The 26,199-nt window shown below is 68.0% G+C and carries 24 protein-coding genes, 2 tRNA genes and 1 pseudogene; 17 read left to right on the top strand and 10 right to left on the bottom strand.

Features of this window, described 5'->3' with window-relative positions:
* From MYSTI_RS21680 to MYSTI_RS21650, 7 genes are all read right to left on the bottom strand, one after another.
* Window positions 1-1,680 carry a hypothetical protein gene (locus tag MYSTI_RS21680; RefSeq protein WP_015349934.1) on the bottom strand — a complete coding sequence of 560 codons (1,680 nt, stop codon included), beginning with the start codon at window positions 1,678-1,680 and terminating at the stop codon, window positions 1-3.
* Window positions 1,680-2,540 carry a hypothetical protein gene (locus tag MYSTI_RS21675; protein WP_015349933.1) on the bottom strand — a complete coding sequence of 287 codons (861 nt, stop codon included), beginning with the start codon at window positions 2,538-2,540 and terminating at the stop codon, window positions 1,680-1,682. Before MYSTI_RS21675 ends, MYSTI_RS21680 begins: the two co-directional genes overlap by 1 nt.
* A 3-nt stretch (window positions 2,541-2,543) precedes the next feature.
* The gene (locus tag MYSTI_RS21670; RefSeq protein WP_015349932.1) at window positions 2,544-2,933 is read right to left on the bottom strand and encodes a hypothetical protein; all 390 of its coding nucleotides are present in this window, start codon (window positions 2,931-2,933) and stop codon (window positions 2,544-2,546) included.
* Between the two features lie 15 nt (window positions 2,934-2,948).
* Entirely contained in the window at window positions 2,949-4,217 is a 1,269-nt protein-coding gene (locus MYSTI_RS21665) for a phage tail sheath C-terminal domain-containing protein (RefSeq protein ID WP_233277919.1), read from the bottom strand.
* A 327-nt stretch (window positions 4,218-4,544) separates the two neighbouring features.
* Window positions 4,545-5,054 (bottom strand): hypothetical protein, encoded by a 510-nt coding sequence (locus MYSTI_RS21660; RefSeq protein ID WP_144370124.1) that lies wholly within the window; start codon window positions 5,052-5,054, stop codon window positions 4,545-4,547.
* Between the two features lie 141 nt (window positions 5,055-5,195).
* Window positions 5,196-6,767, bottom strand: coding sequence for a lipoprotein (locus MYSTI_RS21655; protein WP_015349929.1), 1,572 nt, complete (start codon window positions 6,765-6,767; stop codon window positions 5,196-5,198).
* Between the two features lie 192 nt (window positions 6,768-6,959).
* Window positions 6,960-7,508 carry a thioredoxin-like domain-containing protein gene (locus MYSTI_RS21650; protein WP_015349928.1) on the bottom strand — a complete coding sequence of 183 codons (549 nt, stop codon included), beginning with the start codon at window positions 7,506-7,508 and terminating at the stop codon, window positions 6,960-6,962.
* 90 nt (window positions 7,509-7,598) lie between these two features.
* Here MYSTI_RS21650 and MYSTI_RS21645 point away from each other — a divergent pair, with 90 nt between their 5' ends.
* The 4 genes from MYSTI_RS21645 (at window position 7,599) to MYSTI_RS21630 (ending at window position 12,967) form a co-directional block, all read left to right on the top strand.
* Window positions 7,599-9,431: a M2 family metallopeptidase gene (locus MYSTI_RS21645; RefSeq protein ID WP_015349927.1), complete on the top strand. Its 1,833-nt coding sequence runs from the start codon at window positions 7,599-7,601 to the stop codon at window positions 9,429-9,431.
* A gap of 117 nt (window positions 9,432-9,548) precedes the next feature.
* The gene (locus MYSTI_RS21640) at window positions 9,549-9,752 is read left to right on the top strand and encodes a cold-shock protein (protein ID WP_015349926.1); all 204 of its coding nucleotides are present in this window, start codon (window positions 9,549-9,551) and stop codon (window positions 9,750-9,752) included.
* Window positions 9,753-9,844: 92 nt separating this feature from the next.
* Entirely contained in the window at window positions 9,845-11,983 is a 2,139-nt protein-coding gene (locus MYSTI_RS21635; RefSeq protein ID WP_015349925.1) for a flagellar biosynthesis protein FlhF, read from the top strand.
* Between the two features lie 30 nt (window positions 11,984-12,013).
* Window positions 12,014-12,967 (top strand): class I SAM-dependent methyltransferase, encoded by a 954-nt coding sequence (locus tag MYSTI_RS21630; RefSeq protein ID WP_015349924.1) that lies wholly within the window; start codon window positions 12,014-12,016, stop codon window positions 12,965-12,967.
* 6 nt (window positions 12,968-12,973) lie between these two features.
* Here MYSTI_RS21630 and MYSTI_RS21625 read toward each other — a convergent pair whose 3' ends face one another.
* On the bottom strand, window positions 12,974-13,699 hold the full coding sequence (locus tag MYSTI_RS21625) for an FKBP-type peptidyl-prolyl cis-trans isomerase (protein WP_015349923.1): 726 nt from the start codon (window positions 13,697-13,699) through the stop codon (window positions 12,974-12,976).
* Window positions 13,700-13,941: 242 nt separating this feature from the next.
* Between MYSTI_RS21625 and MYSTI_RS21620 the strand changes: the two genes are divergently transcribed.
* The 13 genes from MYSTI_RS21620 to MYSTI_RS21560 all read left to right on the top strand — a co-directional run bounded on the left by MYSTI_RS21620 (window position 13,942) and on the right by MYSTI_RS21560 (window position 25,155).
* Entirely contained in the window at window positions 13,942-14,289 is a 348-nt protein-coding gene (locus MYSTI_RS21620; protein WP_015349922.1) for a PilZ domain-containing protein, read from the top strand.
* A 115-nt stretch (window positions 14,290-14,404) separates the two neighbouring features.
* Window positions 14,405-15,217, top strand: coding sequence for an LPP20 family lipoprotein (locus MYSTI_RS21615; RefSeq protein WP_015349921.1), 813 nt, complete (start codon window positions 14,405-14,407; stop codon window positions 15,215-15,217).
* 164 nt (window positions 15,218-15,381) lie between these two features.
* Window positions 15,382-15,654 carry a PEGA domain-containing protein gene (locus MYSTI_RS21610; protein ID WP_233277918.1) on the top strand — a complete coding sequence of 91 codons (273 nt, stop codon included), beginning with the start codon at window positions 15,382-15,384 and terminating at the stop codon, window positions 15,652-15,654.
* A 113-nt stretch (window positions 15,655-15,767) separates the two neighbouring features.
* Complete coding sequence (locus MYSTI_RS21605; protein ID WP_420811505.1) at window positions 15,768-16,955, top strand: AI-2E family transporter; 1,188 nt, start codon at window positions 15,768-15,770, stop codon at window positions 16,953-16,955.
* Between the two features lie 34 nt (window positions 16,956-16,989).
* The gene (locus MYSTI_RS21600) at window positions 16,990-17,676 is read left to right on the top strand and encodes a uracil-DNA glycosylase (RefSeq protein WP_015349918.1); all 687 of its coding nucleotides are present in this window, start codon (window positions 16,990-16,992) and stop codon (window positions 17,674-17,676) included.
* An 80-nt stretch (window positions 17,677-17,756) separates the two neighbouring features.
* Window positions 17,757-17,828 (top strand) — tRNA-Val (locus tag MYSTI_RS21595).
* A 76-nt stretch (window positions 17,829-17,904) separates the two neighbouring features.
* Window positions 17,905-19,833: a threonine--tRNA ligase gene (thrS, locus tag MYSTI_RS21590; protein WP_015349917.1), complete on the top strand. Its 1,929-nt coding sequence runs from the start codon at window positions 17,905-17,907 to the stop codon at window positions 19,831-19,833.
* Between the two features lie 297 nt (window positions 19,834-20,130).
* Window positions 20,131-20,337, top strand: a complete 207-nt coding sequence (gene rpmI / locus MYSTI_RS21585) for a 50S ribosomal protein L35 (RefSeq protein WP_015349916.1) — start codon at window positions 20,131-20,133, stop codon at window positions 20,335-20,337.
* Window positions 20,338-20,431: 94 nt separating this feature from the next.
* Window positions 20,432-20,779, top strand: coding sequence for a 50S ribosomal protein L20 (gene rplT / locus MYSTI_RS21580; RefSeq protein WP_015349915.1), 348 nt, complete (start codon window positions 20,432-20,434; stop codon window positions 20,777-20,779).
* 156 nt (window positions 20,780-20,935) lie between these two features.
* The gene (gene pheS / locus MYSTI_RS21575; protein ID WP_015349914.1) at window positions 20,936-21,985 is read left to right on the top strand and encodes a phenylalanine--tRNA ligase subunit alpha; all 1,050 of its coding nucleotides are present in this window, start codon (window positions 20,936-20,938) and stop codon (window positions 21,983-21,985) included.
* Between the two features lie 93 nt (window positions 21,986-22,078).
* Window positions 22,079-24,493 (top strand): phenylalanine--tRNA ligase subunit beta, encoded by a 2,415-nt coding sequence (gene pheT, locus MYSTI_RS21570; RefSeq protein ID WP_044900538.1) that lies wholly within the window; start codon window positions 22,079-22,081, stop codon window positions 24,491-24,493.
* A 99-nt stretch (window positions 24,494-24,592) separates the two neighbouring features.
* Window positions 24,593-24,982 (top strand): integration host factor subunit alpha, encoded by a 390-nt coding sequence (locus tag MYSTI_RS21565; RefSeq protein ID WP_015349912.1) that lies wholly within the window; start codon window positions 24,593-24,595, stop codon window positions 24,980-24,982.
* A 96-nt stretch (window positions 24,983-25,078) separates the two neighbouring features.
* Window positions 25,079-25,155 (top strand) — tRNA-Pro (locus MYSTI_RS21560).
* Between the two features lie 195 nt (window positions 25,156-25,350).
* Here MYSTI_RS21560 and MYSTI_RS45730 read toward each other — a convergent pair.
* Together MYSTI_RS45730 and MYSTI_RS44325 are read right to left on the bottom strand one after the other, a co-directional pair.
* Window positions 25,351-25,500, bottom strand: a pseudogene (locus tag MYSTI_RS45730) (tyrosine-type recombinase/integrase); the annotation flags it as partial.
* Window positions 25,501-25,666: 166 nt separating this feature from the next.
* Window positions 25,667-25,906, bottom strand: coding sequence for a recombinase family protein (locus tag MYSTI_RS44325; protein WP_015349910.1), 240 nt, complete (start codon window positions 25,904-25,906; stop codon window positions 25,667-25,669).
* Window positions 25,907-26,199: the final 293 nt, after the last annotated feature.

Genomic DNA, 26,199 nt, shown 5'->3' with positions numbered 1-26,199 from the left:
TCAGACCTCCAGCCCGTGACGGCGAGCCGTCTCGCGAAGGATGTCCACCAGCGCGTCCTCCAACGTGCGGCGGTCCAGCCCGTTCGCCGCGCTGTCGGAGCCCACCTGGACATTCACGTTGAAGGTGTTGCGGACAGCGGCGGACTCAGTCGGGGTCGAGCGGCTCGCCGTCTCCGGAGGCTGTGGCGGGCGAGAGAGCTGCTCGGCGCGAGTCACCAGCGGGGCCAGCTCCTGCGTGACCTGCCGAGCGAGCTGGGTCGTCGCATGGGGAGGCGGGAGTGACGCGTCGTCGACGGGAGGCGCGAAGTGGAGTCGCTTCTTGGGCGGGGTCGTCGTGGTCGGCGTGGAGGCAGGCGGCCGCAGCCGGACGACGGGCCGAGGTGACGACGTGTTCTCGCGAGGTGCCTCGGGCCGAGGCATCGACTCGACGGGCTTCGGTGAACCGACGCTGTGCGCGTCCCGAGGCGGCTCATGCGGCGAGGCGTCCGAGTGAGTGATGGCGGGCGCCGCGCCCTGAGGAGAGTCAGGACGAGCCTCGAACCGTGTCGAGCCCGCGCGAGCGCCGGAATGCACCGGGTCTGGACGCGGCGCGGACTGTGCGGAGCCCACGCGCGCACCGGAGTGCGCCGAGTCGGGACGAGACGTGGACTGTGAGGAGCCCACGTGAGCACCGGAGTGCGCCGAGTCGGGACGAGACGCGGACTGTGGGGAGCCCACGCGAGCGTTGAGCTGCGCCGAGTCGGGATGCGCCGCGGCCGGCACGGAGTCCGCGCGCGCGAGGGTGCGAGGCGAGCCGGCGCCGTCCGAGTCCCCGATACCTTGGGGGCGCTCGCTGGCCACGAGGGCCCGAGCGTCGTGATGATCGAGAGGCTGAGCAGCGGAAGGAACTTCGCTTCGAGCGGGCCCCGGCACGACAGAAGGCGAGCCTCCAGCGGAAGGTGCCAGCGGCCGGAGCAATCGAACGACCTGTCGAGCGGGAGGTCGCGGAGTCGGCGCCTTGATGGAGATGCTCAGTCCGGTGGGGGCAGACTCGGTCGCGTGCGGCATCGAGGCGCTTCCCGTCAGTCCCTCATTCATTTCAGAACGCGGCGCGGAGTCCTCGAGGGAGCGATGCGCGGGCGCGGCGTCGAGCTTGATGCGCGCGCGCGGTGCCTCCTGTGGCGCGATGGAGTCGGGTCCGCGCTCGGGTGAGTCCGGCGCCAAGGCGCCTCCTGACAACGCAACGGAGTCGGAGGATGCGGCCGCCGCCGGGTCCGTGACCCCGCGCGGGTGAGGCGCGTGCTTCGCGGAGGCCTCCGAGTCGACGGAGTCGTCGCCACGGTCCTGAGGAGCCTGGGGTGGTGTGCCGGAGCGCGTCGGTGCGCCGGGCGCGAAAGCAGGGAGGCTCTTCCCTGCGATGGGGGAGAGGGCCGCGCTCCGCTTCGATGGATTCGTCGAAGGGGCTTCCGCTCGAGTCGGCATGACGCCCGTCGCCGCGGACTTCGACGAACGGCTCGGCGGCGCCGCATCGCGAGCAGGGACACCGGCGGCCTCGTCCGCGACGCCTTGCTCCAGCGTGTCCTCCACGGGAGTCGAGGCGGGCACCGCGGCACCGAGCTGTCGGGCGACGACCTCGATGGCGCGGAAGGCGGGGCGGCAGAGCCGAGAGGTCAGCTCGGCGGTGGTGAACGTCTTGCGCATCAGTCGTCCTCCACTTGAATGACCACGGCGTCGGGAAAGTCGGAGAGCCTTGGCGTCCGCCGCTTGGGAGCGGGCGCGGGCGCGGGTGCCTCCGTGAGTCGCAACAGGGAGAGCAACCGGTCCACCTCGGCGGCGGGAGTTGCCCAGACCTGGGAGGGGGTCCATCCCAGGGCACGACAGAGCTTCAGGGTCACCTCGGCGAGCACGCGAGCCTGGGCGCCCGGGGTGCGAAGAGTCTGGTCTTCGTTCCGTTCATCCCCCGTGTTGATGGCGACCACGGCCTCCAGCAGCGCCGTGGTGCTGGCGCCATCCAGCGTGTCCAGGGGGACCGCGGGAACGATTTCCACGACGGACACCGCGAGCATGGCGCGCAGGTAGCGCTCCAGGTGCAGCTCGCGAGTGCCATCGGGCTCCAAGGTCAGACTCTCTTCCACCACCCGGGCGCGCTCGGAGAACGTCCACGGACGCAGCCGCGCCCGCACGTCTCCGGCCTGGACCCATCCCTCGGGAAGTGTCCCTAGCGACGTCTCGCGGGCCCCGCCCAGGGCCCACCACAGCGCCAGCGGAGTCAGCTCCGTGAAGAGAGACTCCGGAACACCCGAGCCGCGCAGCACGTCCGACGCGAAGCCCTCCGCGTCGAAGGTCATCCCCGCGCCGTCGAGCCAGGCATGGACCCCCAGCGCCCGCAGGTGTGAATCGAAGCTCCAGGGATGGAGCTGGAAGCGCCCGCCCGTGGAGGCCTCGACCTCCGGGGCCCCGGAGCTGACTCCGGGGTGGAGGTGGAAGGTCTGGCCGTCGATCTCGATGGAGATCGCCGCCGCGCCGTCCTCCAGGTGTGGGCTCGCGGGCGCTTCCCTCACGACTTATTCCTCGCGGAGCCGGGTCGCCGTGAAGGCGTACGTCGTGGCGGCGCTGCCGTGGGCGTCCATCTGGAAGGACTTGCCCTCGACGAAGCAGTCGTCGAACGACAGCGTGCGGGTGTCGTCGGTGCCCTCGGCGCGCTTGAGGTTGGCCACGAGCTGGAACTTGCCGCGTGCATCGAGCAGCGCGTCCAGCTTCTCGGCGGAGGAGCGGATGACCAGCTCACCGACCACGGTGCGCAGGCCGAAGATGACGTCGACGCGCTCGTTGGAGCCGATGGCGCGGATGTCCTCGCGTTCGGTGACCACACGGAAGGCGATGGACTGGAGGCCTTCCACGGCCTCGCCGTCGACGAGGATGCTGCTACGGTTGGCGGAGAATACCGTTGGCATCTGTGTGTTTCCTCATCAGACCTGGACCGTGATGGTCGCGTAGATGTAGTCAATGGCTCGCACGGGTCTGACGGCCATGTTGACCCTCACGATTCCGAGCGCGAAGTCCTGCTGCGACGAGTAGACCTCCACCTTGAAGGCGGGGTCCTTGCCGTCGGTGGAGGGGACGATGGCGCCGTCCTTCTCCATCTGCACCAGCGCCTCCACCAGCTTCTGCTTCAGCGCGCTGCGCCCGTCCGCGTTGTTGAGCAGACCGATGAACAGGTCGCCCACCATCTTCAGCGTGCGCACCGCCCGGTCGGCCACCCGGCGGACGTTGATCTGATCTCCGTCCGTCGTCAGGCCGCGCACGACGATGGTGCCGCGCCCGCGCTCGGTCACCACGGGGACGACGTACGAGCGCAGGAGCGCCTTCTGCTCCTCGACGGTCAGCAGGATTTCATTCAGGCCGGCCACGCGCTTGAAGGTCGGCGACTGGTGCGGCGTGAGGCCGCCCACCATGCCGGCCACCGCGCCCACCGAGCCATGCGGCGCGACGAGGACGAAGCGGTCGCTCACCAGGTTCGAGGCGAGCTGTCCATGCTCCTCCATCGTCCCGGTGGGAGGCACCTGCCCGAAGCCGAGGCGGCCCTTGCTGTCGCCGCTCATGGCGTTGCAGTGGCTGATGACGTCACCGTAGATGCGGGTGACCTTCGCGCGGTCGGAGAAGTCCTGGACCGCGGCCAGCACCAGGTCCACGTCCGGCTGGTCGCGCAGGCGGCCCAGGGCGGTGGCGTACTCCTCGGGCGTGGCGTCCTTGCCCGTCGCCAGCGTGTACGTGCCCTCGGTGGGCCAGCCCACGCCCTTCGTCGTGTCGACGCGGATGAAGGACGAGGTGTCCAGCGAGGAGACGAGCGACGTCGCGTTGACGTTGCGGAGCGTCTCCGTGGCGCCGCTGGAGGGGTGGGTGACTTCCAAGTCGTAGGACACCGACTTGTCGATGTTGTTGCGGTAGACGATCTTGAGGGTGAGGCCATTGGCCCAGAGGCCCGGGGCACGCGCCATGAAGGTGGCGCCGTACTTCTCACCGGTGGAGCCCGCGGGATACTTGCTGACGTCCGCCGCGACGGCGACCATCGCGCTCGCTCCCGCCGTGGAGGGCAGGGGAGAGATGACGAGCTCCGAGACGCCGTTGTCCAGCGCCTGGCGGGCCTCCGGGAGGCTGTAGGCGCTGGCGCGCCCGGCGACCTCCAGGAACCGCGACCAACTGCTGGCGCGGATGACCTTGCCCTGGGATGACTCCAAGAAGCCTGTGATTCCAAGAACCCCAGACGGTGCAAGCTGTTGTGGCAATACTTCCTTGACGACCGTCACTTGGACGCCAGGAATGATGAGACCTGTGGCCATACGCTCCCCGACCCTCGCGAGCGAGGGGGTGGAAAACCCTGCTCCGGGTGCAGGTTCCCTGGACCGTATACCTGGGCACACGCCCACCCCTCACGGGGACGGTCCTATTCCAAGACATGAAAATGAATGAGACGTGCGCCGGGCCGTGACGGCACGTCGACTCCTGGCGGCGAGCGATTGCGCCCGCGACTCGCCAGGAGGCAAGACAGACGACGGTGAGACGTGTCAGGGATTGGTGGCGGGGATCTGCACGCCCGTCTTCCGCAGGGCCGCGAGGGTGGTCGCCGCGAGCTGGGAGGCCTCGTTGATGAGCGCCTTGCCCACGTTGAGCAGCAGGTCGACGATGGCCACGACGTGCTCGACGCCCGCGCCCACGAAGTCGACGATGATGTTCAGGAAGCGCTGCCCCGTGAGCGCCAGGTTCCGAGCGGAGTCAGGGAGCAGATCCAGGGTGGAGTTCACCAGGTCGCGCCCCGCCTCCAGCACGTTCTTGATGGACTCGACGACCTGGGGGTCCATCAACGGCTTGATGAGCCCTTCAACTTGTTTGAGCACAGAGCTCAACACGTTGCGGACAGGCGTCCAGATAACGGAAATCTTGTCGGTGATGGTCTTGAACCCAGTGCCGCTCACGGCCACGTACAGTTTGTACAGGGCCTGCTCAACCTGGATTGCGATGTTGTCCACCGTAGCCAACGCATCGGAAACGTTCTGCGCCGCTGCCTCTGCTGCCATGTCGATGTCCCCCTCAGTGGATCTGAGCGTGCCCATGCGAAACATGGACACACGCGCAGAGTATGTTGATGAACACTCCGGATTCAAGTGTTTATCAGGTAGGGCTCGATCAACCAGGCGCGTCCTACCGTTTCAGGGTTGTCATTGCTGACCCTGGTGTGACGTGACGCACGAAGTCGGCGGATGCAAGCCTGCGTGGGGTTTGAGTTTCCACAGCTCGTCACCGTGTTCGTCATCATGAGCCACGAAGGTGATGTGTCGTCCCGCGCAGACGAACTCATGCGGGGACGATGAGCGGGCGCCGGGGTCCAGGTCTTGTAGCAAGCCTGTTCCGCGAGGCGTGCCATCCGTGACGCACAGCTCGCGCCCCGTGCCTGCGGCATGACAGCCGAAGAGGACGTGGTGGCCGGAGGCGAGCATGTCGTAGCGCTCGATGCGCGGCGCGGTGTTGTCCTGCACGGTGACGGTGTCGTGAAGCCGTCGAGTCCCGCGAGGGCTTCCGTCCGTCACCCAGAGCTGGCCGTTGGGTTCGCCTTCCTCCGCGCCGCTCGCGCGGAGCATGAGGTAGAGCCGTCCTCCCACGGCGAGCGACGACACGACCGAGGGCGGGAAGCGCGCGCCCGGTGCGCTGGGAATCGTCACCGCGTGCTCGGGTGCGCCGTCCTGTCCGTCGCGGAGGCGCACCTTCCAAAGTGCGAGGCCATCGGGTCGGTGTTGGACGACGTAGAGGTGCTTCTTCACGACCTGGAGGGGCTTCGCGGGAGCCTCCATCACCTTGCGCGTGCCAGCGGCGGTGCCGTCCGTGGACCACAGCTCCGGTTCGCCCGCTTGCGAGCGGGTGAAGTACACCTCGTCGCCCAGGGCCTTGGGAGGGTTTCCTCCCGCGCAGGGCGTGGAGCCCGCGGGGCCTGGGTTCAAGTCCTTCAGCAGGTGGGTCCCCTCGGGCGTGCCGTCGCTGATCCACGGCTCGTTCCCGGAGGACGCGTCGCTGAGGCCGAAGAACATCCAGTCCCCCGTGGAGGCCTGGCAGGACGGCGTGGCGCCATACGACTGCTCCGACAGGGTGACGACGCGCCGGGTGCCCGGGCGAGAGCCGTCGCTCGACCACAGCTCGCTGAAGCCTGGGTCGAAGGGAGAGGGCTGGAAGGAGCGGATGAAGTAGACGCGGTTGCGTATCGGTGTGACGGGTGTCACGGAGTTTCCGAAGGGCTCGGGGAAGTCCACGAGCCTCACGGTGCCGGGCGTCGTGCCATCGCTCACCCAGGCTTCGCCATGCATCTCCGTGTGCTGGATGGTCAGGTACAGCGTGTCGCCAAGGACTTGGGCCGTGTCGATGCCATTGAAGACGGCGGCCGGAGGAGGGAAGGACTGAATGCGCCGGGTGTGTCGCGCGGAACCATCACTGGCCCACAGCTCGCCCTCGGGGGCTCCGGCGCGGTAGTCGACCGCGAAGAAGAGCTCCCCGCGGAAGGCCATCAGGTGGGAGGGTCGAGGCCAGTCACGCTCGGGGGGCTGGGTGAGGTCCGTGAAGCGGCGGGCCCGCCCGAACCTTCCTCCGCCGAGGGGGTGCTCCGCTTCGTCGCGGGGGGCCGGCGCCTCGACGAGTGACGCGGGACTCGCGCCGAGCGCGTCAGGGACTTCGCCGGAGCCGGGGCCTCCGCAGCCCAGGCCCCACCCGACGACAAGCCAGACGAACCGTGCCGGAACGCGCATCTGCCTTCTCCTCGAGCGCCGGCACGTGGTTCTCAAACACAGTCAACGCGCCCGGGATGGCTTGAGGTGTCGGGCTCTTCGGTGGTGTTCCGGGCGCCTCGTGAGGGTGTGGCGCGCGGCGCGGATGCCAACCCACCCCGAGGCGGGCGTGTCGCCAGGTCAACGTTGGGCCGGAGGCGCGCCGCGGCTCGCTCAGGAGCCGGGGCAGGCGAGGCCGGGCTCGGGGGCGTCCGCGTCCTGGTGGGTCAGCAGGCAGCGAAGCGCCTCCGGGTCCGCGGAGTCCGCTGCGTAGGTGCGCCGCCACAACATCGCGGCGACACGGTGGGGCATGAGCGGGTCTTGCGCCACCAGGGCCCGTCGGACGCCATTGGCGCCGGTGCCCACGGTGGCCGCGGCGGCCTCGAGCTTCGCGACCTCGTCCGGGCAGCCGTCCGGGCAGTTGTAGAGGAACACCGCGTGCCCGTGCTCCAGGTTGTGGACATACAGGCAGCGGGACACCGGCTCGGTGTAGACGGCACAGCGCGCCACGCTGCCGCAGTGCGGACCGGAGTTCGGAGGATTCTCCCCATTGCCGCAGGCCGGGCTGTCACAGACGGCCAGGTGGCCGGACGACGTCGGGGTCGCGAGCGGGAAGCTGAAGCGCTCGCAGCCCGTGGGCACTTCATTGGAGTCGCATGCGGGCAACGCCAGGAGCGCCAGGAGGGAAGGGACGACCAGGGTGTGTTGGAGGTTCACGGGCACGTCATACCGCACTCATCCAGGACGCTGTCGTGGGAGGCCGGCCTACTTTCCGGGTGTCATCACACGAAGGTTCTTCTACGGTCGGCCCCCATGAACTGGACCCGACTCCCCAAGTCGTTGTTGCGCTCGGCCCTCGCGGCCTTGGTGCTGTCCTCCGTCCCAGGCTTCGCCCAGGCTCCGGCCGCCAAGGCCACGCCGGAAGAAGCCAGGCAGTTCGCCCAGAAGGTGAACGCCGACCTCAAGCGGCTGTGGACGAAGCAGGCCACCGCCGAGTGGATCAAGTCGACGTACATCACCGACGACTCGGAGCGGAACGCCGCCTACGTCAACGAGGAGGTGCTGGGCTACGTCAACGGCGCCATCAAGGAGTCGCGCCGCTTCGACGGGCTGAAGCTCGACGCGGACACCGCGCGCACGCTGCACCTGCTGCGCGTGTCGCAGGCGCTGCCGGCGCCGTCGGATGCGAAGAAGCGCTCGGAGCTGGCGACGACGGCCGCCAAGCTGGATGGCCTCTACGGCAAGGGCAAGTACTGCGGCCCCGACGGCAAGGCCAAGTGCCGCGACCTGGAGGAGCTCTCCGACGTGATGGCGGAGAGCCGCGACTACAACGCGCTCCTGGATGCGTGGCAGGGCTGGCACACCATCTCCCGCCCCATGCGTCCGCTGTACGAACGTTTGGTCAGCATCTCCAACGACGGGGCGAAGGACATCGGCTTCAACGACCTGGGCGGCCTGTGGCGCTCCGGCTACGACATGCCGCCCGCGGAGTTCGAGAAGGAGGCCCAGCGCCTGTGGGGCCAGGTCAAGCCGCTGTATGACGACCTGCACTGCTACGTGCGGGGGCGTCTGGCCAAGCAGTACGGCGCGGACAAGGTGCCCGCCGGCAAGCCCATCCCCGCGCACCTCCTGGGCAACATGTGGGCGCAGGAGTGGAACAACATCTATCCGCTCGTGGAGCCCTTCCCCGGCCAGGCCAGCCTGGATGTGGACTCGGAGCTGAAGAAGCAGAACTACGACGCGGTGAAGATGGTGCGCCTGGGTGAGAAGTTCTTCACGTCACTGGGCCTCAAGTCGCTGCCGGAGACCTTCTACGAGCGCTCCCAGTTCACCAAGCCGAGGGACCGCGAGGTCGTCTGCCACGCCAGCGCCTGGGACGTGACGTACGAGAACGACGTGCGCGTCAAGATGTGCATCAAGCCCACGGAGGAGGACCTCATCACCATCCACCACGAGCTGGGGCACAACTACTACTACACCTACTACTACAACCTGCCCGTGCTCTATCAGGCCGGCGCCAACGACGGCTTCCACGAGGCCATCGGTGACGCGCTGACGCTGTCCATCACCCCCGAGTATCTCCAGCAGCTCGGCCTGCTCAAGGCGGTGGAGAAGAACGACAAGAACCTCATCAACCTCCAGCTCAAGGACGCGCTGGAGAAGGTGGCCTTCCTGCCGTTCGGCCTGCTGGTGGACCAGTGGCGCTGGGAGGTGTTCTCCGGCCGGGTGAAGCCGGCGGACTACAACAAGTCGTGGTGGGTGCTGCGCCAGAAGTACCAGGGCGTCGCGGCGCCGGTGGCCCGCTCCGAGCAGGACTTCGACCCGGGCGCCAAGTACCACGTGCCGGCGAACGTCCCGTACACGCGCTACTTCCTGGCGCGCATCCTCCAGTTCCAGTTCCACAAGGCGCTGTGCGAGGCGGCGGGTCACAAGGGCCCCCTCCACGAGTGCTCCATCTATGGGAACAAGGAAGCTGGGAAGCGGCTCCAAGCCATGCTGGAGATGGGGGCGAGCAAGCCCTGGCCAGACGCGCTCCAGGTGGTGACGGGCACTCGGCAGATGGATGCGACGCCGCTGCTGGACTATTTCAGCCCCCTGCGTCAATGGCTGAAGACCCAGAACAAGGGTCAGAAGTGTGGTTGGTAGCGGTCCGGGGTGGACTTCCCCGGGAAAGGGCGCATAGATTCCCTGCGTCCTTTAGGGTTCGCTCAGCAGGACCGGACGGCGGATTTTCGCGTCCGTGACGAAAGAAGAAGAAAGCAAATGGCTACTGGTACCGTGAAGTGGTTCAACGATGCGAAGGGCTTTGGCTTCATCACCCAGGACGGCGGTGGTGAGGACGTGTTCTGCCACCACACCGCCATCAACATGGACGGGTTCCGCACCCTCCAGGAGGGCCAGAAGGTGGAGTTCGAGGTGGCCCGTGGCCCCAAGGGTCTGCAGGCGCAGAACGTTCGCGCTGCCTGATTCCCGGCGTCGTTCGTAACGACTTCCTGGATGCATCACGAGGGTCCGGCCTTTCCAAAAAGGGTCGGGCCCTTCGTGTTTCTGGAGTGAGCATGTCTTCGCCGAAGCCGCGCCGACTGTCCTGGGCCCGTTCCTGGCCCCTGTTGATGCTCCTGGGGTGTGCCACCACGGCCCCCGTGCTCGCGCCGGAGGCCCCGGTGGCGAGCCCCTTGCCCGCGCCTCCAGCGGCCTCGGAGTCCCCGGTGACGAAGCCTCCGGTCGACGTGTCGGCGGTGAAGGCGGAGCTGGTCGCGAAGCATGGAGAAGCCCACAGCGCGCGCATCTCGAGGGGCGTGGACCAGCTGGTCCGCATGTGGAGGCCGGAGGACGGCGACCTGGCGGCCTTCGCGCGGGCGCAGTTCGTGTCGGACCCGACGGTGCTCGACGCCACGTTCACCCGGCTGGAGCGGCTGTTCGAGCAGCTGGACGGGCACATGCTGGAGCTGGGGCGGGAGGTGCGGTGGTACACGGACCTGGACCTGGGGCCGCTGCTCCCGGTGGAGCCGCTGGTGGCTTCGTATGACCCGTCCGCGCACGTCACGGAGGACCTGTTCCAGTCGAAGGTCGCCTTCGTGGTGTTGCTCAACTTCCCGCTGACGACGCTGACGGATCGCGCGGAGCTGGGCCCGTCCTGGACGCGGCGCCAGTGGGCCGAGGCGCGTCTGGCCGGGCGCTTCAGCATGCGGGTGCCGGCGGAGGTCTCACAGGAGATCTCACGGGCGATCTCGGCCGCCGGGCTCTACATCGACGAATACAACGTGTGGATGCACCACTTGGTGGACGCGCGGGGGGAGCGCCTGTTCCCCAAGGGGATGCGGCTCATCAGCCACTGGAACCTTCGGGATGAGCTGAAGGCGGACTACGCGGACCCGCGAGGAGCCGAGAAGCAGCGGATGATCGTGCGCGTGATGGAGCGCATCATCACCCAGACGATTCCCGCGGCGGTCATCGACAATCCCCGGCTGGATTGGAACCCGTTCACCAACGAGGTGACGGTGGCGCCGCCGGAGTCGGTGGAGGCGGATGCACCGCCCAAGGAAGCCCGGGCGGACGCGGCGCGGGAGCAGGACCTTCGCTACGAGCGGATGCTGGCCATCTTCCGGGCGGAGCGCGAGGCAGACCCGTTCGCGCCGGTGGCACCCACGCGGATTGCCCGGGCCTTCGAGCTGGGCCGCGAGCTGCCCGAGGCCCGGGTGAAGGCCCTGCTGACGCAGGTGCTGGAGTCGCCCTTGGTGCCCCGCGTGGCGCGTGAAATCGAGACGCGACTGGGGCGGAAGCTGGAGCCGCAGGACGTCTGGTTCGCGGGCTTCAAGTCCGGGGGGACGCGTCCGGAGTCGGAGCTGGATGCCCTCACGCGCAAGCGCTATCCGAACGCGGAGGCCTTCGCGAAGGACCTGCCGCGCATCCTCCGAGGCATGGGCTTCAGCGCGGCGAAGGCGGACTGGCTCGCGGCGCGCATCCGCGTGGATGCCTCGCGGGGGGCGGGACACGCGATGCAGGCGATGCGGCGGGGCGACTTCCCCCGGCTTCGCACTCGCGTGGAGAAGGAGGGCATGAGCTACAAGGGCTACAACATCGCCGTCCACGAGCTGGGTCACAACGTGGAGCAGGTGTTCAGCCTCTACGGCGTGGACCACACGCTGCTCACGGGCGTGCCCAACAATGCCTTCACGGAGGCGCTGGCCTTCGTGTTCCAGGCGCGAGACCTGGAGTTGCTGGGGCAGGGGAAGGCGGACGCCGCCAGCGAGCGTGAGCGGGTGCTGAGCGACTTCTGGCAGACGTGGGAGCGCTCCGGCATCGCGATGGTGGACATGGCCGTGTGGCATTGGCTCTACGCGCATCCCGACGCCACGCCCGCGCAGCTTCGAGAGGCGGTGGTGGTGCTCTCCCAGGAGGTGTGGGACCGCTACTTCGCCCCCGTGCTGGGCGGCAAGGGCACCACGCTGCTGGCCATTTACAGTCACATGATCAGCTATCCGCTGTACCTGCCCGACTATCCGCTGGGGCACCTCATCTCGCGCCAGATTGAGGAGCACTTGTCACGCAAGGGGCCGCTGGGCGCGGAGTTCGAGCGGATGGCCACGTATGGCTCGGTGACGCCGGATGTGTGGATGACCCACGCGACGGGGGCACCGGTGAGCGCGGACCCCCTGCTGCGCGCGACGGAAGCCGCACTCAAAGGCAAACCCTAGCGTGAAGCGGTGGTAGGGTTCCCACCGCTCATGCTCATCAAGCATCGCATCAAGGCGTTGCTGGCCCGGGGGTTGGTGAAAGGGGGCCAGCGACTGGGCCTCCTCGACGACCCTCGCATGTTCGAGGTCTTCGAGCGGACGGGTTACCACGTCACGCCGAACCACTTCTATCAACCCATCCCCGACACGCGGGAGCTGCCCGACTCACTCTGGAGCGCACGCTCGGAGATGGTCGGCGTGGACTTGCGGGAGGCCCGGCAGCTCGAGCTGTTGGAGCGCTTCGCGGCGAAGTACGGCCAGGAGTACGGCGCGCTGCCTCGCGGCCCGGAGGGTGTGGCGCCTCACGAGTTCCACCTGGACAACAGCGCGTTCGGGACGGTGGACGCGGAGGTGCTGTACTGCCTGGTGCGGGAGCTGAAGCCTCGGCGGCTCTTCGAGATTGGCTCGGGCTGGTCCACGCGGCTGTCCGCGCGGGCGTGCCGGGTGAATGAGGCGGAGGGGGCTCCCGCGTGTGAGCTCGTGGCCTTCGAGCCCTACCCGAGCGAGGTGCTGCGCGAGGGCTTCCCGGGACTGACGCGCCTGGAGCCCAGGAAGGCGCAGGACATCCCGCTCGGCGAGATGGAGCGACTGGAGGAGAACGACATCCTCTTCATCGACTCCAGCCACGTGCTCAAGGTGGGCAGTGACGTCCAGGTGGAGTTCCTGGAGCTGTTGCCTCGGCTGAAGAAGGGCGTCGTGGTGCACCTGCACGACATCTTCCTGCCGGCGGAGTACCCCAAGAACTGGGTGCTGGAGCACCGTCGGTTCTGGACGGAGCAGTACCTGCTCCATGCGTTCCTGTCGTTCAACGACAGCTTCGAGGTGCTCTGGGGCAGCAGCTTCATGCACCTGACGCATCCGGAGCGGCTGCGTCAGGCCTTCACCTCGTATCGAGGTGCTCCCCGGGATTGGCCTGGGAGCTTCTGGATCCGCCGCGTGAAGTGAGCGGGGCTACGGGCGGGACGTGTCGCCGGGCACGTCCACCAGCTCCACGTCGAAGGTGAGGACGGCGTTGGGCGGGATGCGCGAGCCCGGAGGCGGGCGCTCGCCGTAGGCGGTGCCGCCCGGGCACGTCAGCTTCGCCTTGCCGCCCACCTTCATCCTCGCGACGCCCTGGGTCCAGCAGGAGATGACGCCGTTGAGCGGGAACTCCACGGGGATGCCGCGCTTGGCGGACGTGTCGAAGATGGTGCCGTCGACGAGGCGGCCCTCGTAGTGGACCTTCACCGTGTCGGTGACGCGAGGGCTCTTGCCGGTGCCCGCCTTGACCTCGCGGTAGATGACTCCCGAGGGGAGCTTCACCGCGCCGGGCTCCTTGGCCGCGCGCTCCAGCACCGCGTTGCCGGCCTGGGCCTGGCGTGCCTTGGCGAACGCTTGAATCTTGGGGGCGTACTCCTTCGGCTCGATGGAGGAGGGGTTGCCCGTCATGCCATCGGAGATGCCGCGCTGGAGGAGCTTCAGCTCGTCGGGCGTGAGGGCGAAGAGGGAGAGGTCCTTCCCCACGCTCAAGCCCAGCGCGTAGACGGTCTTCGACTCCTCCGGGAGGTCATCCGGTGCGGTCTCCGCCGAGGCGGCCTTCGCGGCGGGCTCGGACTTCTTCGCGGCGCCGCCACCTTGGGCCTGAGCTCCCGTGGCGCCGAGCACCAGCGCGAGCGTCGCCATCCACATCGTTCGCATGCATCCACCTTTCATCATGAGGGCTGGAATATAGGCCCCGGGGTTCGCTCGCCCAGCACGAACTGGGTGCGTGTCGAGAGAGGTGGACTGCAGGCTCGCGGAAAGAATTCAGCGGTGGGGAACGACGCGGAAAGTGGGTGGGTCGTTTTCTTGCGCGTTCAGCCTCTGCCTCTACCCTGCGGCCAGGTTGCTTCATCCCCGGAGCAACCTGTTGCACCACGCAGCGCGGAGGTCACGGAGCGATGAGCGACAAGCGGAAGGCGAAGCGGGCGCCCCTCGACATCTACTTGAACAAGTACATGGGCGGCGTGCCGTACATGTCGCGAGCCGCGGACATCAGCCCGGAAGGGGTGAGTCTGGCGCGCTTGATTGAGCCCCAGCACGACGCGAAGCGCGTGGGTCTCCAGTTCCAGCTCCCCGGCTCGGAGGAGATCATCTACGCCGAGGGCGAGGTCGTCCGCGAGTGGGTGGAGCTGAACTCCGCCAAGCGCGAGCACTCGGGCGTGCGCTTCACGCTGCTGACCGAGCGGCACCGGAAGATGATTGATGCCTACGTCGACCGGCACGGCCGCCCGGCGAGCGAGAACTGACACGTCGCGTTGGGCCTCCGGGTTGTCTTGACTTCCCACGAGGCGGACTCCTTGAATGGGTGGCCATGCTGCCCAGGGACTACCCACGGAATCGGGTGTGGCGGGGAGGCGCTCCGTGAGGCTCGCGCGATGGGCGTTGTTGTTGGCGGTGCCGCTGTCGGCACAGGGCCAGAGCAGGGTGATGAAGCCCGCGGCTCGTTCCACCGTTGAGGTCGTCCGTCCGGTGGCGAGCGCGGGGGTGAACTGGGAGGGGCAGGTGCTTCGGGCGACGGGAGCGGGTGCTCCGGACCTGAAGGCGGCCAATCCAGCGCAGGCCCGGTTGGGCGCGGAGCGTGCGGCGAAGCAGGACGCGTCCCGGAATCTGCTGGAGCAGGTGCGGGGACTGCACGTCAGCGCGGGCCGGAGCGTGGGCGATGAGATGGCTCGCGAGGAGGTCCGGGGCCGGGTGGAGACGGCCGTCAGCGGGTACAAGGTCGTCGCCAAACGTTTCTTTTCGGACAGTGGCGTCGAAGTGGACGTCGAGGTGCCGCTGGCCGCCATTACCTCCGCGCTGGTGACGCCCGCGCCGGAGGCCCCCATCGTCTTCAATGCCGAGGGCGCCCGGCGGTACACGGGCCTGGTGGTGGATGCGCGGGGCCTGGGGCTGAAGCCCGTGCTCGCGCCCCGGCTGCTGGATGGGGCGGGCAAGGCGCTCTACGGTGCCGCGGCCCTGTCGAGCGAGGCCCGAGAGTCGACGGGTGTCGCCGCGTGGTTCAGCAGCCTGGAGATGGCGAAGAAGGCCGCGCTGGTGGGCGCGAAGCCCATGGTGGTGAAGGCCTCGAGCGTGAAGGGCTCCGACCTGGTGCTCTCCGCGGAGGACGTGAAGCTGCTGGGCGAGGTCAACACGCGCTTCCTGGCCGAAGGCCGCGTCGTCATCGTCGCCCAATAGCGATAGAACCCGGGAGGATGCTCTCGGGGTTCAGGATCGCGCGGCGAATGTCTTCGATGGAAGGTCGACAGGGTGCGAGGGGTTTGTGGCGCTCGCGAGGGGTGCGTGCCTGGCTGCTCCTCGTCACCGGGATGGGCTGCGCCGGAGCCAAGGAGCCAGACTCCTTGTCGCGGGCCCGCGAGCTGATGGCCGGGGCGCGCAACCCCACGGGAGACGTGACGCTGCGCTGCGAGCCCGAGGACGCCGACGTCTACCTGGACGGTGTGCTGCAGGGGTTGTGCAGCGACTACTCGGGCAACCCCAAAGGGCTCAGTCTGGGCGTGGGGCTGCACCACATCGAGGTCAAGAAGCAGGGGTATTGGCCCTACACGACGTACTATGAGCCCAGCGGCGCGCGGGCCCGGCTGACCGTTCAGCTTCGTCCGTCGACGCCCTAGCCATGCTGGCGTCCTTGAATCGCAATGGCGGCTTGAGGGAGCCGTAGTCCGCGAGTGCTTCGCGGAAGGAGTGGGTCATCAGACGGCGCAACAAGAAGAGTCCGGCGGGGTCGGTGAGCCAGTCGCCGGTGCCTCCGGTCCTCCAGGCGGTCAAGGCGCAGGGGGTGGAGCCCCTCCCCGAAGCCGAGGCGCCTCCGGTGCCCGAAGGGGAGCTGACGGAGCTCGAGGCCCGTCGCATCGACCTCTGGTGGTCGGGCGTGATGGTCGGCTCGCTGGGGTTGGTCTTCGCGCTGCTCGCGGTGTTCGGCGGCGTGGCGGTGCCCGTGCTGCTGGCGCTCTCGGGGGCCTACATCTTCAACCCGATGGTGACGTCGCTCGAGAAGCGAGGGATGGACCGCACGCTGGGGACGACGCTCGTCTTCACGGCGGGGACGCTGCTGCTGGCGGGGGCGGTGCTCTATCTCATCCCGGTGTTCCGCGACGAGGCGCTGAAGCTCCCGGACTTCTTCAGCCGGGCGAGCACGCAGGTGGTGCCGAGGGTGGAGGCGCTCCTGGGCCGCTCCGTGCCGGACCTGGTGCGGCAGCGCACCGCGGAGCTGGGGCAGCAGGCGTCCGACCTGGTGCAGAGCGCGGGGCCAGCGGCGGCGCGCCTCCTGGCCGCCTTCGCTGGCAACACGGCGCGCTTCGTGGCGACGCTGCTCGGGTTGGCGGTGGTGCCGGTGCTGGCCTTCTTCTTCCTCCAGGACTACCCGCGGCTGATGGGGCTCGTGAAGGACTTGCTGCCCCGGCGCGCGGTGGGGCTGGTGGGCCGGCGCTTCGCGGAGGTGGACGAGGTGCTCTCCGCCTTCGTCCGAGGGCAGCTCACCGTGGGAGCGCTGCTGTCGGTCATCTACGCGGCGGGGTTGTCGGCCGCGCGCATCGACATGGCCATCGTCATCGGAGTGATTGCCGGGTTCGGCAACATGGTCCCGTACCTGGGCACGGGTGTGGGCATCCTCCTGTCGCTCGTGGGGGTGATGTTGTCGTGGCAGGGGCCCTGGCAGATTGGAATGGTGGTGGGCACCTTCGTCGTCGGCCAGATGCTGGAGGGCTTTGTCATCACCCCGCGCATCGTCGGGGAGAAGGTGGGGCTGGCGCCGGTGGCGATCATCATCGCCATCCTGGCGTTCGGCGAGCTGTTCGGCTTCGTGGGCATCCTCCTGGCCGTGCCGGTGGCCGCCATCCTCAAGGTGGTCCTTCGCGTGGTGATCCAGCGCTACCAGCGGACGTCCCTCTACATGGGGGAGGCGGGTCCTCGGTGAGTGGCTGTCGCGTGTCGATTCACGGGGGCTCGTGGTGACGAAGCTGGAGAAGCTCCACCAGGAGATGGTGGCGTGCCGGGCCTGTCCTCGGTTGGTGGAATGGCGGGAGGAAGTCGCCCGGGTGAAGCGCCGCGCGTACCGGGAGTGGACTTACTGGGGCAAGCCCGTGCCGGGGTTCGGAGATGCCCGAGCGCGGCTGGTCATCGTGGGATTGGCGCCCGCGGCGCATGGGGCGAACCGGACGGGGCGGATGTTCACTGGAGATCGCTCCGGGGACTTCCTCTTCTCGGGGCTGCACCGCGCGGGCTTCGCGAACCAGGGGACCAGCGAGCATCGGGAGGACGGCCTGGCCCTGAAGGACGCCTTCATCGTGGCCGCCGGTCGCTGTGCGCCTCCGGACAACAAGCCGCTTCCGGAGGAGTTGGCCCGGTGTGCCCCGTTTCTTGATCGCGAGATGGCGCTGCTTCCGGCCCGGGTGTTCCTGGCGCTGGGGGCCATCGGATGGAATGCGGCCTTGGCGTCGTTGGAGCGGGGTGGGGTGGTGTTCGGTTCACCGCGTCCCGCGTTCGGCCACGGGGCGGAAGTCGCGCTCCCGGGAGGGAGGACCCTGGTGGGCTGCTACCACGTGAGCCAACAGAACACGCAGACGGGGCGGCTGACGCCGGCCATGTTCGACGCGGTGATGGCGAGGGTCCGAGCGCTGATCGCGGAAGCGCCGTGAGGAAGATCGGAGGGACGTCTCCGTGTTTGCTTGACAGTCGCGGGAGCCCGCTGCTATTCCCCGCGCACCTCAGCAGCAACGGGTCGTTAGCTCAGCGGTAGAGCACTACCTTGACACGGTAGGGGTCAGTGGTTCGATCCCACTACGACCCAACACAGTAGAAGTGATCTCCCGCGGGCGGCACGGCTTTCAAGAGCCCTGCCGCCCGCAGTTTTTCCGAGGTATCGCATGTCCGATATGATCACGGTGACGCTCCCCGACGGCAGTCAGAAGCAGACGGCCCGGGGTACCACCATCGCGGACTTCGTGCGGGACAGCATTGGCGTCGGTCTCGCCAAGGCCGCGTTGTTCGCCCGGGTGAACGGTCAGGACATGGACCTGGCCCGGAAGCTCGACGAGGACGCCAAGCTCCAGATCTTCACGCCCAAGAGCCCGGAGTCCCTGGAGCTCATCCGGCACGACGCCGCCCACGTGGTGGCGAGCGCCGTCCAGCGGCTCTTCCCCGGCACGCAGGTGACCATCGGTCCCGCGACGGAGGAGGGCTTCTACTACGACTTCTTCCGTGAGAAGCCCTTCACGCCCGAGGACCTGGAGAAGATCGAGGCCGAGGCCAACGCCGAGCTGAAGAAGGACTCGGCGTTCGTCCGGACGGAGATCTCCATGGACGACGCCATTCGCCTCTTCGAGGAGAAGGGCGAGAAGTTCAAGGTGGAGATCGTCAAGGACATCGCCGAGCGCGGCGCCAAGACGCTCACCCTCTACACGCACGGCGACTGGGTGGACTTCTGCCTGGGGCCCCACGCCCCGAGCACCGGGAAGATCGGCGTCATCAAGATCCTCTCCTCCAGCGGAGCCTACTGGCGCGGCGACCACCGCAACCCGATGCTCCAGCGCGTCTACGGCACGGCCTTCTTCGACAAGAAGGCGATGCAGGAGTACCTGACGCGCATCGAGGAGGCGAAGAAGCGCGACCACCGCAAGCTGGGCAAGGAGCTGGACCTCTTCCACTTCCACCCGTACGCGCCGGGCGCCGCCTTCTGGACCGCGAAGGGCACCACGTTCTACCAGACGCTCTCCGACTGGATGCGCCGTCTGACGGCGAACGATGGCTACGTGGAGATCAAGACGCCCCTGATGTTCAACAAGGGGCTCTGGGAGACCAGCGGCCACTGGGGCAAGTACAAGGAGAACATGTTCCTCGTGCTCGACAGCGAGTCGGGGGAGCATGACTTCTCGCTCAAGCCGATGAACTGCCCGTCGCACCACCTGTTCTACGGCTTCAAGAAGCACAGCTACCGCGACCTGCCGCTGCGCCTGCACACCCAGGACGTGCTCCACCGCAACGAGGCGGCGGGCTCGCTGGGCGGCCTCACGCGCGTGCGCCAGTTCGCGCAGGACGACGCGCACATCTACTGCACCGAGGCGCAGATCACCGATGAGGTGCGGCGCTTCGTGAAGCTGCTGGATCACGTCTACAAGGCGGTGGGGCTCACCTACGCGGTGAAGCTGTCCACGCGTCCCGAACAGCGTCTGGGGGATGACTCCCTCTGGGATCGCGCGGAGGAGGGCCTCAAGGCCGCGCTGGAGTCGCTGGGCCTGGCGTACGAGCTGGCCCCGGGCGACGGCGCGTTCTACGGGCCGAAGATCGACTTCGCGGTGTCCGACAGCATCGGCCGCCGGTGGCAGCTGGGCACCATGCAGCTGGACTACCTGGCGCCGGAGCGCTTCGACCTGTCGTACGTGGGCGAGGACAACGCGCTGCACCGGCCCGTCGTCCTCCACCGCGCCATCTTCGGCTCCTTCGAGCGCTTCACGGCCATCCTCATCGAGCACTTCGCCGGAGCCTTCCCCGCGTGGCTGTCCCCCGTGCAGGCGGTCATCGTCACCGTGGCGGATCGTCAGGCGGAGTACGCTCGCAAGGTTCGCGACACGCTGCGGGCCAAGGGTTTCCGGGTGGACTACGACGAGCGCGGCATGACGCTCAACGCGAAGATCCGCGAGGCCCAGCTCCAGAAGATTCCCTTCACGCTGGTGGTAGGCGACAACGAAGTCGCCGCCGAGGGTGTGGCGCCCCGTCGGTACGGCGGCGAGGACCTCAAGAGCATGAAGCTCACCGACTTCGAGGCCCTGCTGGCCAAGGAGGCGGCGCTTCCCTGAAGAAGGCGGAGGGGTTCAAGGCTGGCCCGTGTCTTGCGGACGGGTCTTGACTCCCTGTCGCACCCAAGTATCTTGCCGAACCTTCAATGGGTAGGGGTGTAGGTCTGGTGGGCGGGCGGGAAGGCGGGCAACCCCCCGGGTCGATGGTTGGGTGATCGGTCCGGACCCTCTGGAGTGCGGTAGCCATTCCAGTCGAGACGAAAGAGTGATAGAGGCTGCCGGCTCCTGCCGTGGCCTGGGATGACAACGCCTGAGGCCGCGAAGCTGACGGCACGCTGTAAGGAAGGAATCAGGACGATGCCGAAGTTGAAGACCCGCAGTGGCGCGAAGAAGCGCTTCCAGGTGAAGAAGGGCGGCAAGGTCAAGCACGCCAAGGCCTTTGGCAAGCACCTCTTCACCCACGCCAAGACGCCGAAGCAGAAGCGCGGCAACCGCGGCACCAGCCATCTTCGCGATATGGACGCGAAGAAGGTCATCAAGGAAATGTTCCCCTACGGGGCCTGAGTTTCGACTCGGACACCTCGTGGCCCTTGGCGGAGCGGCGTGAAGCCTGCGCCGTGTGGGGCTGACAACCTACGCAGTTCGGAGTGAGTGAGACATGCGCGTCAAGAAGGGTGTAAAGGCTCGTCGCCGTCGCAATAGTATTTTGAAGCTGGCCAAGGGTTTCCGCGGCCGCCGGAAGAACTGCTACCGCCGGGCGAACCAGGCGGTGGAGCGCGCGCTGGACTACGCCAGCCGTGACCGCATGCAGCGCAAGCGGGACTTCCGTCGCCTGTGGATCGTCCGCATCAACGCGGCGGCTCGCACGGTGGGCCTGTCCTACTCGAAGCTGATCGCCGGCCTGGCGAAGGCGAAGATCAGCCTGGACCGCAAGGTGCTGTCCGACATGGCCATCGCGGACCCCTCGGGCTTCGCGGCCGTCGCCAACATCGCGAAGGCGGCCTGAGACACGCTGGCCCGCAAGGGCCGGTGACAGAGCGGATGGGGTGGCCCTCACGGGTCGCCCATCTGCATGAATCAACGGGCTGCCTCGCCAGGGCGGCCCTTTTTTTTGCCCCGAAGGCCCTGGGCCTGGGGAACGTGGAACGGAGGCGACAAGGCCATGCGGGACAGGTTGCAGGCGTTGGCGGAGGCCGCTCGGCAGGAGATTGCCCAGGCGGCGGATCTCCCCGCGGTGGAGGCGCTTCGGGTCCGCTATCTGGGCAAGAAGGGTGAGCTGTCCGGTGTCCTCGGCGGCATGGGCAAGCTGCCCCCCGACGAGCGGCGCGCCCTGGGCGAGGTCGCGAACACGGTCAAGGCGGAGCTGGAGAAGCTGCTCTCGGACGCCATCCAGCGCGCGGAGGACGCGGCGTTGGAGGCTCGGCTCCAGGGCCCCGGGCTGGACGTGACGCTGCCGGGCCGCACGGTGGCGCCGGGGAGCCGGCACCCGGTGTCCCGGACGATGGAGGACATCGTCCGCACGTTCTCCCGGCTGGGCTTCGACGTGGCCAGCGGCCCGGAGATCGAGCTCGACTACTTCAACTTCGAGGCGCTGAACCTCCCGAAGGACCACCCCGCGCGGGACATGCAGGACACGTTCTACGTGGAGGAGTCCTCGCTGGGCCACGCGAAGAAGGCGGACAGCTCCGTGCTGCTCCGCACGCACACGTCGCCGGTCCAGGTCCGCTACATGCTCCAGCGCAAGCCGCCCATCCGCGCGGTGATGCCGGGGCGGGTGTACAGGCGCGACTCGGACATCACCCACACGCCCATGTTCCACCAGGTGGAAGGGCTGCTGGTGGACAAGGACGTGACGTTCGCCGAGCTGAAGGGCTCGCTGGACGCGTTCGTGAAGGCGTTCTTCGGCTCGGACACGCGCACGCGCTTCCGCCCGTCGTTCTTCCCGTTCACGGAGCCGTCGGCCGAGGTGGACATCTCCTGCACCTCGTGTGGCGGCAAGGGCTGCCGCGTGTGCAAGCAGACGGGATGGCTGGAGGTGCTGGGCAGCGGGATGGTGCATCCCAACGTGTTCACCTCGGCGGGGTATGACCCGGGCGAAGTGACGGGCTACGCGTTCGGCATGGGCGTGGAGCGCATCGCCATGCTGCGCTACCGCATCGACGACCTGCGGATGATGTTCGAGAACGACTCGCGGTTCCTCGAGCAGTTCTGAGTCCTGCGGAGCGCGGAAGCCCGCATGCCGCCCGTGGGGGTGGCGCGGCCCCGCGCTCCTGTCTTCGTCCCGAGTGAGCAAGAGGGTGGACCTGTGAAGATTTCAGTGAAGTGGCTCGGTGATTACGTGGCGCTGCCGCCGTCGGTGGACGAGCTGGCGCGCAAGTTGACCGCCGCGGGCTTGGAGATTGAGGGCCTGGAGCGTCCGGCCGAAGGGCTCAAGGGCGTGGTGGTGGGGCAGATTCAAGAGTCCGTGCAGCACCCCAACGCGGACAAGCTCTCCGTCACGAAGATTGACGCCGGGACGGGCACGCTGCTGCAGGTGGTGTGCGGCGCGAAGAACTTCAAGGTCGGCGACAAGGTGCCGCTGGCCACGGTGGGCGCGAAGCTGCCCAACGGCATGGAGATCAAGCAGGCCGCGCTGCGGGGCGTGGACAGCTCCGGCATGCTCTGCTCCTCGAAGGAGCTGGGGTTGAGCGAGGAGTCCAGTGGCCTGCTCATCCTGTCGCCGGACCAGAAGGTCGGCACGCCCATCGCCGAGGCGCTGGGGCTGGATGACGTGGTGTTGGAGGTCAACGTCACGCCGAACCGCCCGGACGCGCTGAGCCACCTGGGCGTCGCGCGCGAGGTGGGCGTGGTGACGGGGGCGGCGCTGAAGGTGCCCCAGCCGAAGCCCGTGGAGTCGGGGGCTCCCGCGTCCGAGAAGGTGAAGGTCCGGGTGGAGAACCCGGAGCGCTGCCCCAGGTACGCGGCGCGCGTGGTGGAGAACGTCACCATCAAGCCGTCGCCGCAGTGGATGCAGGACCGGCTGAAGGCCTGTGGTGTTCGCGCCATCAACAACGTGGTGGACGTCACCAACTACGTGAACCTGGAGTTCGGCCAGCCGCTGCACGCGTTCGACCTGGACAAGCTCGCGGGGCAGGAGATCGTCGTCCGCATGGCGGCGAAGGGCGAGAAGCTGACCACGCTCGACGGCAAGGCGCGGACGCTGGACGCGGACGACCTGGTCATCTGCGACAAGTCCACGCCGCAGGCGCTCGCGGGTGTCATGGGCGGCGGGGACAGCGAGGTGACGGAGAAGACGACCCGACTGGTGCTGGAGTCGGCGAACTTCGTGGGCTCGGGCGTGCGGCGGACGGCGAAGCGGCACGTGCTGCACACGGAGGCGTCGCACCGCTTCGAGCGCGGCGCGGACCTGGACGCGGTGGTGCCGGCGCTCGAGCGGGCCGCGCAGCTCATCGCGGAGCTGTCGGGTGGCACGGTGGCGCCGGGCCGGGTGGACGTGTACCCGGCCGAGAAGCCGCCCCGGCAGGTGACGCTGCGCTTCGCGCGGGTGGAGAAGGTCCTGGGCGTGGCGGTGGCGGAGGCCGAGGTGCGCCGCATCCTGGAGGCGCTGGGCTTCAAGAAAGTCGCGGAGAGCGCGGGGCAGGCGACGTACGAGGTGCCTCGGGCGCGCGTGGACGTGGAGCGTGAGGAGGACCTGCTGGAGGAGGTCGCCCGCGTGTACGGCTACGACAACATCCCGGCGAAGCTGCCGCGCGGTCTGGCCGAGCTGGCGCCGGAGCCCGCGCACGCCGAGGCGGAGCGGCGGCTGCGCCAGGCGCTAGCGGGCACGGGGCTGAGCGAGGTCGTGAACTACTCGTTCGTCGCGCCGAAGAGCCTGGAGGTGCTGGGCCTGAAGGAGCAGCCGGTGGAGCTGCTCAATCCGTTGAGTGTCGAGCAGTCGGTGATGCGCACCAGCCTGTTGCCGGGGCTCCTGGAGAACCTGTCGCGCAGCGTGCGGCACCAGGTGGAGTCGGTGTCGGTGTACGAGACGGGGCGGGCCTACTTCCGCGACGCGGAGGGCGGGCAGGGGATTCGTCCCGCGGCGCGTGAGGTGCACCGCGTGGCGGGGTTGGTGTGGGGCCTGCGCGGGGGCGGCCGGAGCTGGACGCAGAAGGACGCCCGGGCGGACTTCTACGACGCGAAGGGCGCGGTGGAGGCGGTGCTCGCGGCGCTGCGCGTGGAGGGGACGACCTGGTCGCCGGGTGGGCCTGCGGCGTACCACCCTCGGGCGAGCGCGGAGGTGAAGGGGGCGGACGGGACGGTGCTGGGCTACGTGGGTGAGCTGCACCCCCGCGTGGTGAAGGCGCTGGGGCTGCCGGAGGGCGTGTTCGTGTTCGAGCTGGACACGGCGCCGCTGTATGCGTCCGCGCGCCTGGTGCCGGAGTACCACCCCTTGCCGAAGTTCCCCGCGGTGCTGCGAGACCTGGCGGTGGTGGTGCCGGTGGAGCAGGCGAACGAGGAAGTGCGGAAGGTGATTCTGGAGGTGGGCGGCCCGCTGGTGGAGGACGCGCTGGTGTTCGACGTCTACACGGGCAAGCCGATTCCGGAGGGGAAGAAGAACCTGGCGTACGCGCTGCGCTACCGTTCGCCGGACCGGACGCTGACGGACGTCGAGGTCAGCGAGGCGCATCAGCGCATCATCAGCGAGGTGAACCAGAGGCTGGGTGCTTCGCTGCGTGCCTGAATTCCTGAATGAAGTCAGAGGGTTGACTTGGCTTCGTGAAGGCTGCAACAGTGTCCCGGCGTTCACCTCACCGCAGGTGGGGGAACTCCGAGGGCTCGCATGACGAAGGCGGACATCATCGAGGGCGTCTACGAGAAGGTCGGCTTCTCGAAGAAGGAGTCGGCCGAAATCGTGGAGCTCGTGTTCGACACGCTCAAGGAGACGCTGGAGCGTGGGGACAAGATCAAGATCTCCGGGTTCGGCAACTTCCAGGTGCGCCAGAAGAAGGCGCGCGTGGGCCGCAACCCGCAGACGGGCAAGGAGATTGAAATCTCTGCCCGTCGGGTGCTGACCTTCCGTCCGAGCCAGGTGTTGAAGAGTGCCTTGAATGGGGAGGCACCGCCGGATGACCACGCGGAGATTGACGCGCGGGAAGAGGCGGCGGCGGATGCGGCGGAGGCTCGGGGGGAGGATTTCGATGAAGAGGGGATGGAAGATTCGGAGGGGTGAGTTTTCCCACGGCGCCACTCTTCTCCTGCTTGACCTGAGCGTTGTGTAGGGGCATAAGGGCGCACCGCTTCACGGCGGCCGCAGCAAAGAGGTTCTCGGGGCGTAGCGCAGCCTGGTAGCGCACTTGCTTGGGGTGCAAGTGGTCGCAGGTTCAAATCCTGTCGCCCCGACCATCGAAGGCCCTGGAGTTTCCGGAGAAATCCGGTGACTCCAGGGCCTTCACCTTTTTGGGGCTTGTGGGCTCTAGCAGCAAGCGGAGTGGGCTTGGTGCTAGCAGCAAGCAGCGCGTGCGGAACGGCCTCGGCGGAGCCCGGAACCGCAGGCCCGAACGCTCCCTTGCGCATGTCCTCCACTGCGAAGTGGCCGTAGCTCTCCGAGGTGATGGCCCGGTCCGAGTGGCGGAGGATGCACTGCACGGTGGCTAGCGGGACGCCCGCCTTGATCAGCATGGTGGCGGTCGTGTGCCACAGGTCGTGGAATCGCAGCGGGCGAGGTGGCGTCCGAGGCCAGAGCTTCATGCCACAGCGAAGGCAGGGCTTGGACACGGTATGGCTCTTCTTCACCGCGTAGCCGCAGCCCTTGCACCGGCGGATGTGGTTGTAGCCCTCTACCAACCCCGCGCGTCCCAATGAGCCGTCGGCGCCGGGATGCTTCCAGGCAGAAGGCAACTCCGACGCTGCCCCGTCACACCTGCGCGACCAACGCCTCAAAGCCCGGACGAGCGGTAATGCCGCTGGCGGAGCGGTCCAGGTCGTCACCATTGATGACGACGTCGCGGAAGCCGTAGGTGCGCGCAAGGTCCGCGAGAGCATCCTGGCGGCGCCGGCTCTCCATGTTGTCCAGAACCTGTGCGACCGTGGATTGACGAACATAGACGATGGTGCGCCGCCGCAGCACCGTCTCGGGCATTTCAACGCGGGTCATCGCAGTCCTCCGCTGTGGCGCCATCGCCGCCCAACTCACGCATCGCGAAGTTGCTGCCTCACGAGTGGCAGCGGCGGCGGACTACGGACCCGCCCAATTCACGTCACCAACTCCAGCCCTGAATGCCCTTAGGACTCGACGTCGCTCCGAGCACGACCTCTGCCCGTCTTCAATCGCTCACGCCACGTCACTTTCTGGACGGTTACGCAGCGCCCGTTCCGGGTACAACCTTCGCTGGCTATCGGACACTCCCGCACAACTCTGCAATGACAACGGGCGTGCTGCGCGTGCCC

Origin of the sequence: Myxococcus stipitatus DSM 14675 (assembly GCF_000331735.1) — a bacterium.
GTDB lineage: Bacteria > Myxococcota > Myxococcia > Myxococcales > Myxococcaceae > Myxococcus > Myxococcus stipitatus.
This window is presented reverse-complemented; position numbering and strand designations above follow the sequence as displayed.